General features: G+C 42.9%; 10 protein-coding genes and 2 rRNA genes. 9 read left to right on the top strand and 3 right to left on the bottom strand.

Going from position 1 to position 13,582, the window contains the following annotated elements:
• Window positions 1–108, top strand: a 23S ribosomal RNA gene (locus L1271_RS08565); the annotation flags it as partial.
• A gap of 240 nt (window positions 109–348) precedes the next feature.
• Window positions 349–462 (top strand): 5S ribosomal RNA (gene rrf / locus L1271_RS08560).
• Between the two features lie 208 nt (window positions 463–670).
• On the opposite strand, the gene L1271_RS08555 is transcribed toward rrf, so the two are convergent.
• Entirely contained in the window at window positions 671–2,209 is a 1,539-nt protein-coding gene (locus L1271_RS08555; protein WP_235367574.1) for an adenylyltransferase/cytidyltransferase family protein, read from the bottom strand.
• 193 nt (window positions 2,210–2,402) lie between these two features.
• On the opposite strand from L1271_RS08555, the gene L1271_RS08550 reads away from it, so the two are divergent.
• Window positions 2,403–3,422 (top strand): tetratricopeptide repeat protein, encoded by a 1,020-nt coding sequence (locus L1271_RS08550; RefSeq protein WP_235367573.1) that lies wholly within the window; start codon window positions 2,403–2,405, stop codon window positions 3,420–3,422.
• A gap of 138 nt (window positions 3,423–3,560) precedes the next feature.
• Here L1271_RS08550 and L1271_RS08545 read toward each other — a convergent pair whose 3' ends face one another.
• Together L1271_RS08545 and L1271_RS08540 are read right to left on the bottom strand one after the other, a co-directional pair.
• Window positions 3,561–4,340 carry a nucleoside-binding protein gene (locus L1271_RS08545; RefSeq protein WP_235367572.1) on the bottom strand — a complete coding sequence of 260 codons (780 nt, stop codon included), beginning with the start codon at window positions 4,338–4,340 and terminating at the stop codon, window positions 3,561–3,563.
• A 73-nt stretch (window positions 4,341–4,413) separates the two neighbouring features.
• Window positions 4,414–5,727 (bottom strand): Na+/H+ antiporter NhaC family protein, encoded by a 1,314-nt coding sequence (locus L1271_RS08540; RefSeq protein WP_235367571.1) that lies wholly within the window; start codon window positions 5,725–5,727, stop codon window positions 4,414–4,416.
• A 434-nt stretch (window positions 5,728–6,161) separates the two neighbouring features.
• Between L1271_RS08540 and dapB the strand changes: the two genes are divergently transcribed.
• The 6 genes from dapB (at window position 6,162) to L1271_RS08510 (ending at window position 13,453) form a co-directional block, all read left to right on the top strand.
• The gene (gene dapB / locus L1271_RS08535) at window positions 6,162–6,965 is read left to right on the top strand and encodes a 4-hydroxy-tetrahydrodipicolinate reductase (protein WP_235367570.1); all 804 of its coding nucleotides are present in this window, start codon (window positions 6,162–6,164) and stop codon (window positions 6,963–6,965) included.
• Between the two features lie 206 nt (window positions 6,966–7,171).
• Window positions 7,172–8,308 carry a glutamine-hydrolyzing carbamoyl-phosphate synthase small subunit gene (gene carA, locus L1271_RS08530; protein WP_235367569.1) on the top strand — a complete coding sequence of 379 codons (1,137 nt, stop codon included), beginning with the start codon at window positions 7,172–7,174 and terminating at the stop codon, window positions 8,306–8,308.
• A 16-nt stretch (window positions 8,309–8,324) separates the two neighbouring features.
• Window positions 8,325–11,543 carry a carbamoyl-phosphate synthase large subunit gene (gene carB / locus L1271_RS08525; RefSeq protein ID WP_039495519.1) on the top strand — a complete coding sequence of 1,073 codons (3,219 nt, stop codon included), beginning with the start codon at window positions 8,325–8,327 and terminating at the stop codon, window positions 11,541–11,543.
• A gap of 46 nt (window positions 11,544–11,589) precedes the next feature.
• Window positions 11,590–12,066, top strand: coding sequence for a transcription elongation factor GreA (greA, locus tag L1271_RS08520; RefSeq protein WP_010377973.1), 477 nt, complete (start codon window positions 11,590–11,592; stop codon window positions 12,064–12,066).
• 156 nt (window positions 12,067–12,222) lie between these two features.
• Window positions 12,223–12,819, top strand: coding sequence for a hypothetical protein (locus L1271_RS08515; RefSeq protein WP_235367568.1), 597 nt, complete (start codon window positions 12,223–12,225; stop codon window positions 12,817–12,819).
• 358 nt (window positions 12,820–13,177) lie between these two features.
• On the top strand, window positions 13,178–13,453 hold the full coding sequence (locus L1271_RS08510) for a hypothetical protein (protein WP_010604031.1): 276 nt from the start codon (window positions 13,178–13,180) through the stop codon (window positions 13,451–13,453).
• Window positions 13,454–13,582: the final 129 nt, after the last annotated feature.

Raw genomic sequence — 13,582 nt, 5'->3', positions numbered from 1 at the left:
TAGAGTCAACTGAAGGGCCGTTGAAGACTACAACGTTGATAGGCGAGATGTGGAAGTGCTGTGAGGCATTAAGCTAACTCGTACTAATTACCCGTGAGGCTTAACCATACAACGCCAAAGTGGTTTACTAGAATTGTTCCAGACAATTCCTAGCATGACCTCCATCCATGGAGGCCTTAGCTAACAGAAGTTAATAGACTAAAGTAGACAAAAGAATTTAATCGCTTTTTCCAGATTTAAGAATTAAACAAGGTGACCAACCTAAGCGGTATCGCGAAATTGGTTCACCTTGCGCAAATGGAATGCTCGTGCGAGGCACGATGTCATTAGACATTTGCCCCCAGTTTTCCTGGTGACTATAGCGTTTTGGACCCACCTGACCCCATGCCGAACTCAGAAGTGAAACAAAACAGCGTCGATGATAGTGTGGATCACCCATGTGAAAGTAGAACATCGCCAGGACCAAATAAGAGAAACCCGTTGCAGCAATGCGACGGGTTTTTTGCTGTTTGGGGTATAGAAAATCTCGCGAGGTAAACTCGCTCCTACCGCAGTATCAGCACAGCACGGTAGGAGGTGGTTTACCCGCCGATGGGTTGTAATGAAGTTCCAGTAAAAAACATGTACATTAAAACCCGTTTCAACACTCGCTCCCAGCAGATACACAGCGTTAACTCTCATTGAAGTTTTGTATTCTTTCTTTAATTTTAGTGCTAGAAATTCCTTGGGTATAAGGGATATAAACAACCTGAATATTTTGTGGTGCTAAAGCTGCTTCCAATGCCTGCCAGCGGGGTGTGTGTTGCCATTCATCACCGCAGATCACAAGGTTTACTCTTTGTTGTGCGATCCAGAGCGCTGCTCGCTCAGTATCAGCCATTGGTGCACCGACTAAAACCGCTTTATCTACGCATGCTAATGCCTTAATAATACTTAAGCGCTCGTCTTGATCCATTATTGGCGGTCGTCCCTTACTTTTTAACGCAAAAGCATCCGGTGCGACCCCAACAACTAAGTAGTCTCCGTATGATTTCGCTAACGACAAATACGTTAGGTGACCAGGGTGAAGCAGATCAAAAAAACCAAGCGCTAAAACACGGCACGGTTGTTGTGATTTCATCTGCTTTTGTACGAACTGCATAAGATTTTTTAAAAGACCGTCATGAGGTTTGAACGTTAATAGCACCTTAATCATGGCATGCATTTTTTTGAAGTTGCCTTTTTTCCACTCAGTGTAGAGGTGAGAGTAGGCATAACAGTAATATAAGTAGGAATCTTGCATAATATTCGGGGCGCAGACGATGGTATCAAAATTTGTGTCAGGTATTTTCCAATCCAGCCCATATAATGCTTGTAAGATTTGCTCTGGATACTGGGGATAACAAATTTCTCCAGCAGGTGAGCTGATGCTCACAACTTGAATAGCAGAGAAACGCGTCACTCTATTCCAAGTAAAAGGTACGTCTTGCATCCATAAACCTGATATTGTGTCTCCAGTGCTTTGCTCTGTGGCATAACCGCAAAGGTCAAGCACTAAGCCTGATTGGTGGCGAAAACATCGAGGGTTTATAAGTCCATAGGATTGCGCTTCTTCCTGCCAGCCAAGATGCTGTAAATGTTCGATTACGCTTTCCATGTGAGACCAGTCGATACCAATATCAACATCTTTATCATTTTCTAAGAGTTGACCTTCACGCTCTAACCCAAGCAAAGTACCAGCCGTAGGAAAAGCATAAAATCCCGCCTTTTTTAAGGATGATAATGTTTGTAGTAATAGGTGTAATGCATTTTCAGGAGTTAGTTTAGTTGAGCTCGCGCTTTCATGTATTGGTACTTCGGATGATTGAACTGCTGCAATGTTTGTCAGTGCGTCATGCTGCAAGCGCCACCCTAGCGCTTGATAGAAGGTTTGAGCGGCGAGTGGTAGTTGTCTGTTTTGTTGATAACTGCGAGCGAGAATATAATAGCTATCTGGTACATCTGGGTGTTTATGCAGCAGTGCTTCAAGCTGTTCAATCCATTCACTCCCGGCTTGTCTACGCTGTGCCAATTGTGCGAGATATAAAATAACCTGCTGAGTAGGCTGTTGTTGATATAGTTGCTGAAATGCTTGCTCTGCTGCTTGGTCTTGGCCCGAAATAAAATACTCGATAGCCTGTGTCATCTTTTTATTAAGCTGTGACTGTGTAATTACTGTGTCTTTCTGCATCGATTAAATACCTTGTTGTGCTGCTTTTAGTTTTTGTAGTCACAGAGTCCATGTTTTGATAACCCACTTTAATGGATTTGATGTGTTTAATGTGAAGCCGCTAGCAATTTTATACTGCTGCACGCTCAGGCATTTTGCCAACCAGCGGAAGCTTCACTATGATTACTTTAAATCAGGAAATCGGAGAGCGAAAGTGCTACCAATTTTAATTATAGTTTCTTCTCTGACAGTACTCGCCCCTGATGAATTGTTTAAGACATTGCAGGTTATTCAAGATTTAAACATCTCTAACCCAACACAAGCAACTCGAGTATATGAAGCAGCGTTACCCAAACTTCCAGAACAGCCTTCTAAAGGTATCTATGAGTTACATCGCGCCGGTTTAGAAGCTGCAATTAAAACAAACGATACGGTCAGAATTCGTGAAATAGTAGCGCTATTTTCCGACAATACTGAGTGGCTTGCGTATTTGCAGTCCGAAAAGGGGCAAATTGCAAATTACCTCGCGATTTATTATCGCCGGATCGGTAAGCCTGCGCTTGCACAAAAAAACTATGAATGTGCACTTAAGTACTCAACTCACGAGCAAAGGCCACTTATCGTTAATAATCTTGCCGTTTTATATCGAACAACAGGGCAGTTAGAAGAAGCAATCAATATTTTAGCGCCGACATTGTCTGAGGTGAAGGATGAACAACTGGAAGCGGCACTTAACAATAACTTAGCTAATGTTTATTTTGATATGAGTAAGTATCAGCATGCTGCAAGACTATATAGGCAAGCTTTCCTCTATCATCAAAAAGCAGAGCAAGCATACGAAGCGAGTTATACTGGGTTAAATTTATTAAATGTTTACCTGCTTGCCAATCAGTGGAAAAACTATAGGCGCTATATAAATACAGTGAAAACTCAGCTAAGTGCGGTAGAGGATAAAGAATTATCTATTGTGTTTACTTGGCAGGAGCTAATTTTTCAAAAAAGTAGAAATGGCATACAGCCAAAAGCAGATCAAGTTGAGTTTCTTATTTCGACTTTACCCATATTGCTCCAAAGTGATTACGGCAGCAATATGGAGAAATATGTTTATACATTACAGCTCCCAGAGTTGATTGCATCTTATAATGCGCTGTTATCTGAGCAGCAAAAAGTGGCCGCCAGTGTATCGACGGATACTTCGCTATTGGAAGTTGCGCTATCTTGGTGTGAACACTAATCCATCACAAAAAACTATTACCACAGCACTACTCTTTATACTTTGAATAGTAGATGTATCAGGTGAGGCTGATAAATAATGAGTACCTTTGACTCAACCATCACAGAGTAAAATCAAAGGTCAAAAGCGAGTTCAGAGTTAGAAAGTCCACGCTAGGTGTAGCTGGGGAACAGATTCATTGGTATCTGTGCCAAGTTTGTTACGCCAATATTGCCATTCAACACCTAACATTAATTGATTGTCAGGCATGCCCATTGCATAGCCGAGATCCCATTGTAGAATTGGCTGCGCGAGCAACCAGCCTTTTACGTCATTACCCAACTCGTTTTCTCGCTCGTCAATATATTCTACGTGACCTGTGAGATAGAACTTTTGCTCGCCAATTGTAAAGGGGTAACCCCAAGCGAGATCTATCATCCAACTATCACTTTCTTTAGGCGCACCGCCATGACTAATACCTTGGCTGTCGTCTTGATAAAGTGTGAATGTAGAAGAGAAAAAATTGAACCCGTCAAAATTCCAATTTACTTTGACACCAGGCAAGTATTTCATCACCTTAGCGTCTCCGGCTGCGTTGAAACCCATCGTTAAGCTAACGTCAGCTATGGCGTCGAAAGAAGACTTAAAGCCAGCAACCTTTGACATCGACAAGCTTGAATACCACTCTCCATAAAAGTCACCATCTTGGTAACCATCACGAAGGTTATCTTTGCTGTAATCGATAAAGAAGAAATTATCGCCGTAGCGATATCCAGACGCATGTTGTAATGAGTAAACCGTTGCCGTTGCTTCGTTTCTGCTAAACGGGTTTTTGAAATCACCATGGTTTATATGTAGTTGCGTTGTACTCCAATCAGCAGCATAACTAAATGTGCTAAAAGCGAGTGAGGAGGAAATGATGAGCGTGTTGATTTTCATTTATTAATTCGGATAGCGTTAAAAATGAAAGTATAACAAAAGCGCCCAAAGTTGGGCGCGTAAACCGAATAAATTATGCTTTATTTCTTCTTATGCAGATAACGGTAATGGCGGTGAAAGCCAAAATGAAACAGTAATAAGAAGAGCTAGATACGTCCCAAGGGCTGATTTTAAAAGTGGCCCCGAGTAACAGTGCTTGTGCACCATAGGGTAAAGAGCCTTGCATAACACAAGCAAAAATATCTAATAAGCTTGCCGAACGCTTAGCTGAGATCTTTCCATCTTCAGCCAGTTTTTTAGCAACAGGGCCTGCAACTATGATACTTACCGTGTTATTTGCGATACACAAGTTACTTGTTAGCACGAGTGCAGCAATGCCGAGTTGATCAGCAACTTGACGGTGCCATTTCGCGATAATGCTGGTAATTTTTTGGATCTGTTTGGCTAAAAAATCTAGGCCGCCATTGATACGAATAAATTCAGATAAACCACCAATGAACATCGACAGCAAGAAAATCTCCTGCATATCACTAAAGCCTTTATAGATATCGTTTAAGAACGCAGCGCCTTGATAGTCACCGGCAAAACCCATACAGCCAGCAAAAACGATACCACTAAAGAGCACAACAAAAACATTGATACCAATCACCGCCAAGACCAAAATAAATGCGTATGGTAAAACTAATAACCAATCAAACGGCTTGGTTTCTACAATCTGCGGCTCTGGTGTTAAAAACACCAAGAGTAAAACAGTCAGCAGTGCAGCTGGTAGGGCTATTTTTAGATTCTCTCTAAATTTATCTTTCATTTCACAGCCTTGCGTTCGCGTTGCTGCAATTGTGGTATCAGAAATAATGGATAAGTTATCGCCAAACATTGCGCCCGAAACGATGGTACCAGCCATAAGTGCTGGATCAATTCCGGTTTTCATCGCGACGGCAACAGCAATAGGTCCAATTGCACCAATTGTGCCCATGGAGGTTCCCATTGCGGTAGAGACGACAGCAGAAATAAGGAACAAGCCGGGTAATAAAAATGCCGGAGGAATAAGTGATAAACCGGCGTTAACCACAGCGTCAACACCGCCGGTGGCACTTGCAACCGCAGAAAAAGCACCTGCTAATAAATAGATGAGGCACATGGTGATGATATTGCTGTGTCCTGCGCCTTGAATAAAAGTTTCGACACTGCGGTTGATGGTATCTTTATTAAGTAAAAAAGCGAGAACGATGGCTGGTAAAATCGCAACAGGAGCCTTTAATTGATAAAACGCATAGTCAACGTCTTGCGATTGCAAATACAATCCTGCGCCAAGAAAAATTCCTACAAAGGTCAACAGCGGCAATAATGATAGTTTTGCCTTTGTTTGATTGTAATTTGGTTGCATAGCACTCCCCAACAATAAAGCACAGCCAATAGCCAGCTGTAAAACCGCACAACACACCTAATACCAATTGTATTAATTCTCCAACCAATTTGAAGGGTGAGTTAGCATATTAGCGTCGTTAAAAATTTCTCATTTAGAACAACTAAATAGCAAAATTTTTGCCTAGCTACTAAAGCTATTTCTCCGCTTCAAAATAGCCCATTTACTTAATGCAATTGGTATAAGATGAAAATCTCTCAACTTCAATAGGTGAGCGAGCGCGGCAGTTTATATGTTTAGACGTCTAAAGTCTAATGTTTTATTATTTTCAACTTAACTGACTATGACACACAGATACGGTAAACTCTACTCCCGCAAAAACACATTTCTATTATCCGGTTAGCCATCGTTGCTGCCTTGTGGATAATCAACATCGCAAATAAAAAGGGTAACGTATGACAAGAATAGGTATTTACGGTGCGAATGGCAGAATGGGGTTAGCATTGATTGAAGCCTGTTATTTGTCGAAACAAGTAGAGCTGGCCAACGCTTTTGTACGAGATAATTCACAATATCTTGATAAAGCAGTTAATCAATTGCAGCCTCAAGCAGACGCAAATATCTGTTTTAGCTCCGAGCAAAGTAAGCTTGAAAATGTTGACGTATTAATAGACTTCACTTTGCCAGAGGGCATGAAGCAGCATTTATCAGCTGCAATTGCCGCTAAAAAACCGATGGTGATCGGTACTACTGGACTGACAGCAAGTGAAATGGCGCTGTTGGTGGAAGCCGCAAAAGATATCCCAATTGTGTTTTCTCGCAACTATAGCGTTGGTATTAACCTGCTACTTAACTTAGTACAAACAGCCGCACAAAAGCTGGCTGACGAGATGGATATTGAAATTTTCGAAGCACACCATCGCAACAAAATCGACGCGCCCTCAGGTACTGCGCTCGCTATCGGAGAGGCGATTGCAGAAGCAAAAGGCTGGCAACATGATGAGGTTGCGGTTTACGACCGAAGTCAGAGCCATGAAGCGAAATCTCAACAAGAAATCGGTTATTCGGTCCTTAGAGCGGGAGATATAGTAGGTGAACATACAGCTTACTTCTCGACAATGGGGGAAAGGCTTGAATTAACACATAAAGCAGCGTCGAGATTGACCTTTGCATCAGGTGCTGTAAGGGCTGCGCAGTGGCTAAAAGATAAACCAGCAGGCCTTTATGATATGCAAGATGTGCTAGATTTAAAGAAGTAAGTATAACATTTTGAGGCTTTAAAGCAAAAAAAGAGTTTAATGGCTTATTTTTATAATTTTTGTGATTTGTATTAGACGAAAAGGCATTCATGCTGTAGACTATAACGAATTTGCCAAAATTTTAATAACTGCGTGTTACCAAGCGCTTTGTAGACGGGATGTTGAGCGTTTTGCTTTCGCCCGTTTTTTACTATTAGGAGGTTAACTTGACTAAATCCGCTCTGTTAGTCCTTGAAGACGGCACGGTGTTTCGCGGTACTGCTATCGGTGCTGACGGTATGTCAGTCGGTGAGGTGGTATTCAATACGTCAATGACGGGGTATCAAGAGATCTTAACGGATCCTTCATACGCGGAACAAATCGTTACGCTTACTTACCCACATATCGGCAACACCGGTACTAACAGCGAAGATGAGGAAGCGGACAAGATCTGGGCAAAAGGCCTAGTGATCCGCGACTTACCACTGCTTGCGAGTAATTTCCGTAACGAACAATCATTGAGTGATTACTTGAAAGAACGCAATATCTTAGGGATCGCAGATATTGATACTCGTAAACTAACTCGCATTTTACGTGATAAAGGCGCTCAAAACGGCTGTATCATCGCAGGTGACGAAGTAGACGAGCAAAAGGCGCTAGAAGCGGCGCAAGCATTCCCTGGCTTGAAAGGGATGGATTTAGCAAAAGTAGTAACAACAGAATCTCAGTTTGAATGGCGTGAATCAAGCTGGACTCTAGGCGAGGGCTTTAAAACGCTTTCTGCTGAAGAAGAAAAATTCCATGTTGTTGCGTACGATTTTGGTGTGAAAAAGAACATTCTTAGAATGTTAGTTGATAGAGGCTGTAAGTTAACCGTTGTTCCAGCAGAAACCTCCGCTGCTGACGTACTTGCATTAAACCCTGATGGTGTCTTCCTATCAAATGGCCCTGGCGACCCTGAGCCATGTACTTATGCCATTGAAGCAATCAAAGCATTTTTAGAAACAGATACACCTATTTTTGGTATTTGTTTAGGCCATCAGTTATTAGCACTCGCTTCTGGTGCGAAAACAGTAAAAATGAAGTTTGGTCACCATGGTGGTAACCACCCGGTTAAAGACTTAGATCGTGATGTCGTGATGATCACTGCACAAAACCACGGTTTTGCTGCTGATGAAGCAACGCTTCCTGATACGCTACGTGCAACGCACAAGTCACTGTTCGATGGCACACTGCAAGGTATTCACCGTACTGATAAGCCAGCGTTTAGCTTCCAAGGTCACCCTGAAGCAAGTCCTGGTCCACATGATGCGGCACCGCTATTCGACCATTTCATTGAATTAATGCAATCTCGCAACGCTTAATTAGACCGGAGTAATAATGCCAAAACGTACCGACATAAAAAGCATTCTGATTTTGGGCGCAGGCCCAATCGTTATCGGCCAAGCATGTGAATTCGATTACTCTGGTGCTCAGGCCTGTAAAGCGCTTAGAGAAGAAGGCTATAGAGTTATTCTTGTAAACTCTAACCCTGCGACTATCATGACTGACCCTGAAATGGCGGATGCAACTTACATCGAGCCTATTCACTGGGAAGTGGTAGAAAAGATCATCGAAAAAGAAAAGCCTGATGCGGTGCTGCCTACTATGGGTGGCCAAACAGCTCTTAACTGTGCGCTAGACCTAGATAAGCACGGTGTGCTTGCTAAACATGGCGTTGAGCTAATTGGTGCGACTGCAGATGCAATCGATAAAGCGGAAAACCGCGAGCGTTTTGACGCGGCGATGAAAAATATTGGCTTAGAATGTCCTCGTGCTGAAATTGCACACTCAATGGATGAAGCGCACGATATCTTAACTCGTATCGGGTTCCCATGTATTATTCGTCCTTCATTCACGATGGGCGGCACCGGTGGTGGTGTTGCGTATAACATGGAAGAGTTTGACGAGATTTGTACTCGTGGTCTTGACCTATCACCAACAAATGAGCTGCTTATCGATGAAAGCCTATTAGGCTGGAAAGAATATGAGATGGAAGTGGTTCGTGATAAAAACGACAACTGTATCATCGTATGTTCAATCGAAAACTTCGACCCAATGGGCGTACACACTGGTGACTCAATCACAGTTGCACCAGCACAAACGCTAACTGATAAAGAATATCAAATCATGCGTAACGCCTCGATGGCGGTACTTCGTGAAATTGGTGTTGAAACTGGTGGTTCAAACGTTCAGTTTGGTGTCAATCCTGTTGATGGCCGTATGGTTATCATCGAGATGAACCCGCGTGTATCGCGTTCTTCTGCACTTGCGTCAAAAGCAACGGGATTCCCGATCGCTAAAATCGCAGCCAAGCTTGCCGTAGGTTATACGCTTGATGAGCTTCAAAACGACATCACAGGTGGTGCAACTCCAGCATCATTTGAGCCGTCAATCGACTACGTAGTGACTAAGATCCCTCGTTTTAACTTCGAAAAATTCGCAGGTTCAAACGACCGTCTAACTACGCAAATGAAGTCGGTTGGTGAGGTAATGGCAATTGGTCGTAACCAACAAGAATCATTACAAAAAGCACTACGAGGCCTAGAAGTGGGTGCAACGGGTCTGAACCCAATCGTTGCACTAGACGCGCCAAACGCAAAAGAAACGATCATCCGTGAATTACGCGAGCCAGGTGCTGAGCGTATTTGGTACATTGCTGATGCGATGCGTCACGGTATGTCTGTTGAAGAGGTATTTGAACTCACTAAAGTTGACCCTTGGTACCTAGTGCAAATCGAAGACATCTTAAAAGATGAAGCGACAATCGCTGAAGTGGGCATGGCAGGTCTAAACAAAGACTTCCTGCGCCGCTTGAAGCGTAAAGGTTTCTCAGATGCTCGCATTGCCGAAATCGCAGGCGTATCAGAAAAAGAAATTCGCAAGAAGCGTCACCAGCTTGAAATTCTGCCTGTTTACAAGCGCGTAGACACATGTGCTGCAGAATTTAGCTCAGACACTGCTTACATGTACTCAACGTATGATGAAGAATGTGAAGCGAATCCTTCTGACAAAGACAAAATCATGGTTATCGGTGGCGGTCCTAACCGTATCGGTCAAGGTATCGAATTCGATTACTGCTGTGTACACGCAGCCCTTGCGATGCGTGAAGATGGCTATGAAACTATCATGGTTAACTGTAACCCAGAGACAGTTTCAACAGACTACGATACGTCTGATCGCTTATTCTTCGAGCCAATTACACTGGAAGACGTGCTAGAAATTGTCCGTGTTGAAAAGCCAAAAGGCGTGATCGTTCAGTATGGTGGTCAAACTCCACTTAAACTGGCACGAGACCTTGAAGCGAATGGTGTGCCAGTGATTGGTACTTCTCCTGACGCTATCGACCGCGCAGAAGACCGTGAGCGCTTCCAACAGCTTGTAGAGCGTCTAAACCTACTACAACCAGAAAACGCGACGGTAACCTCACTAGAAGAAGCGGTTGCTAAATCACAAGAAATTGGCTTCCCACTGGTTGTTCGTCCATCATACGTACTTGGTGGTCGTGCAATGGAAATCGTGTACGATGAAGACGACTTACGTCGTTACATGACAGAAGCGGTGTCTGTTTCTAATGAAGCACCAGTACTACTTGACCGTTTCTTAGATGATGCAATTGAAGTAGATGTTGATGCTATCTGTGACGGTGAGAACGTTATCATCGGCGGTATTATGGAGCACATTGAGCAAGCAGGTGTTCACTCGGGTGACTCGGCTTGTTCATTGCCTGCACACACGCTGCCGCAAGATATTCAAGATGTGATGCGTAAGCAAGTCCGTGACATGGCGCTGGAGCTAGGTGTTGTTGGTCTGATGAATACCCAGTTCGCGGTGAAAGACGGTCAAGTTTACCTGATTGAAGTTAACCCGCGCGCTGCTCGTACAGTACCATTTGTTTCAAAAGCAACAGGCGTTGCACTTGCAAAGGTTGCTGCACGTTGTATGGTTGGCCAGTCTCTTGAAAGCCAAGGTGTAACGAAGGAAGTTATCCCTCCATATTACAGTGTAAAAGAAGTGGTATTGCCATTCGCTAAGTTCCCAGGTGTTGACCCAATGCGTGGTCCAGAGATGCGCTCGACGGGTGAAGTGATGGGGGTTGGTGAAAACTTCGCCGAAGCATTCGCAAAAGCCCAATTAGGTGCATCAAACACTTTACCACGTGGCGGCCGCGCGCTACTATCTGTGCGCAATGGTGATAAGGCACGCGTAGTTGAACTAGCTAAGACAATGAAAGCAATTGGTTTTGAGTTAGATGCAACGAATGGTACGGCGAAAGCGCTTGAAGAAGCGGGTATTGAAGTACGTCGTGTAAACAAAGTATTCGAAGGCCGTCCTCATATTCTTGACCGTATCAAGAATGGTGAGTACAGCTATATCGTTAATACTACCGAAGGTCGCCAAGCTATTGAGGACTCGAAGGTGTTACGTCGTGGTGCACTTCAGCATAAGACTAACTACACCACTACGCTAAATGCAGCGTTTGCAAACTGTACAGCGAATGAAGCTGACGACAGAAGTTCTGTAAACTCTGTTCAAGAACTACACCAGCGTTTGAACTAAAAAGAACAAGGCCAGAGCGTCAGCTCTGGCAATGAGTGAGATACTTATGCAATCAATTCCGATGACAGTACGAGGCGAAGAATTGCTTCGTGATGAACTGAATCATTTAAAAAAAGTTGTTCGCCCGAAAATCGTTGCAGATATTGCAGAAGCGCGTGAACACGGTGATTTGAAAGAAAATGCTGAATACCATGCTGCACGTGAGCAGCAAGGTTTTTGTGAAGGCCGAATTCAAGAAATTGAAGCTAAGCTTTCGACAGCACAAATCATCGACGTGACTAAAATGCAGAACAACGGCAAGGTTATTTTTGGTAGTACTGTGACTATTGTGAATGTAGATACAGACAAAGAAGTAACTTATCGTATCGTTGGTGACGACGAGGCCGATCTTAAGAACAACTTGATTTCTGTTAATTCACCGATTGCGCGTGGGTTAATCGGTAAAGAACTAGATGATACAGTGAATATTCAAACGCCGAATGGCGCTGTTGAATATGAAATCATTGAAGTTGAATACAAGTAATCCTTTCTTTTAAAGCCTGCATCCGCGGGCTTTTTACTATAACAATCATTTCTACTTTTGCTGCTGTAATGCCGTGTAATTGCCATTTCTCTATATTCTTATAGCTTTGTTTGATGCCTGTATATTTTTTGGTACAAACAATTTTAGGAGAAAAGGATGTCATTTGAAGTCGATCAATTCAAAACAGAAGGGTTTGAATTGTTTATATCGAGTTGGAAATCTAAGTTGGCAGGCGCTGGCGCGCGGGACCTCTTCCTGAATCAACATTGTTTTTGGCGTACCATGCGTAGTCGCTGTGCGATTGACCTTAGTAAGCAGAGTGAGCTTTTGCAAGGGGTGAGCTTAGCGAGATACGATACCTACCTTATTCTTACTGCTTTGTTGTATACCAACAGCTTATACGCAAGCTCTGATTTAATCATTGGTTATAACCTGCCAGGCCACTTTTTTACCAGTGAAAGCTCAGAAGCTCGACACAGTTTTTCTCGTGAGTTACTTGATTCGCTCAAGCTCACTCAGCCCTTGTTTTTGGTTGATGAATATTTTGAAAATTTTGAGTTCAATACGATTGCTTATGACAAGCTTAATGAGGCTAATCCCGTTTGGCATGATATAAGCAGCGAATTAGGCACTTTACCCAGTTTAGTAAATACCACCCGCTCAGAGCACCAGCTGTCCTTGAACCTATTACACTTTGTACCGAAGCTTTTCTCTGGTAAGCAAATTGCCGAGCAACTAAATTATTTAATCTGAGCTTCGAATAATTAATGCCTTTCTAGCAGCTAGTTTTAGCGCTAGCTGCGTTGAATTCACTGCCAATAGCTAGCTATTGGTGCGTAAATTCGTCTGGTTATCCCTAAAACTCTCTGGCTAGATTAGGAAATAATTTGATGTAGTTAAAAAACAATGAGTTGGCTCATTCCTTATCCAAACCTCAGGTTATTTAGCTGAGATAGCGTAGGGGTCATACACATCTGACATAGTTTGAAACGAATTTGATTTAGACTTTTAGTGCGAGCTTGTTACACTCGGATTGTTCCCAAAACCAATCAGGCACCGGTTCATAAATGATATGTGCGTATGAGCCGGTATCTTTATCAGGAGAATAACCATGAGTTTATTAAAAAGCGCATTGTTTAAGACGTTGAAAAATAAGTCTACTCAGCAAGTCGCTTCAGTGGTATTGGATAAGGCCATGAAGCAGGGAAAAGAATACCTAGATTCAAGAAACACCAGCTGTGGTAACGATACAGATGAGTTGCTGTTAGGGTTACAGCATTTATTAGCACAAAAACCAAATGACGGTGTTTATTCAATCACGCTATCCACTTATCGAGTGAGAGTAAAAATCACTTCTGGCGCTATTTCCCATATTGATAAGATCTAATTTATTCCACTCACTATAAATTTTTATTCCTTCTTTTCGTCAATTGGTTGGACTTTTAATCATAAAGATCAACCAATTGGGTGTATGTATAAGCTACGACCTTCCCTTTGGATATCCGTTTTTAAGATT

It is taken from the genome of Pseudoalteromonas sp. OF5H-5, assembly GCF_021530695.1.
GTDB lineage: Bacteria > Pseudomonadota > Gammaproteobacteria > Enterobacterales > Alteromonadaceae > Pseudoalteromonas.
Note: the sequence above shows the minus strand (reverse complement) of the source record. Positions and strands in the feature narration are given on the sequence as shown.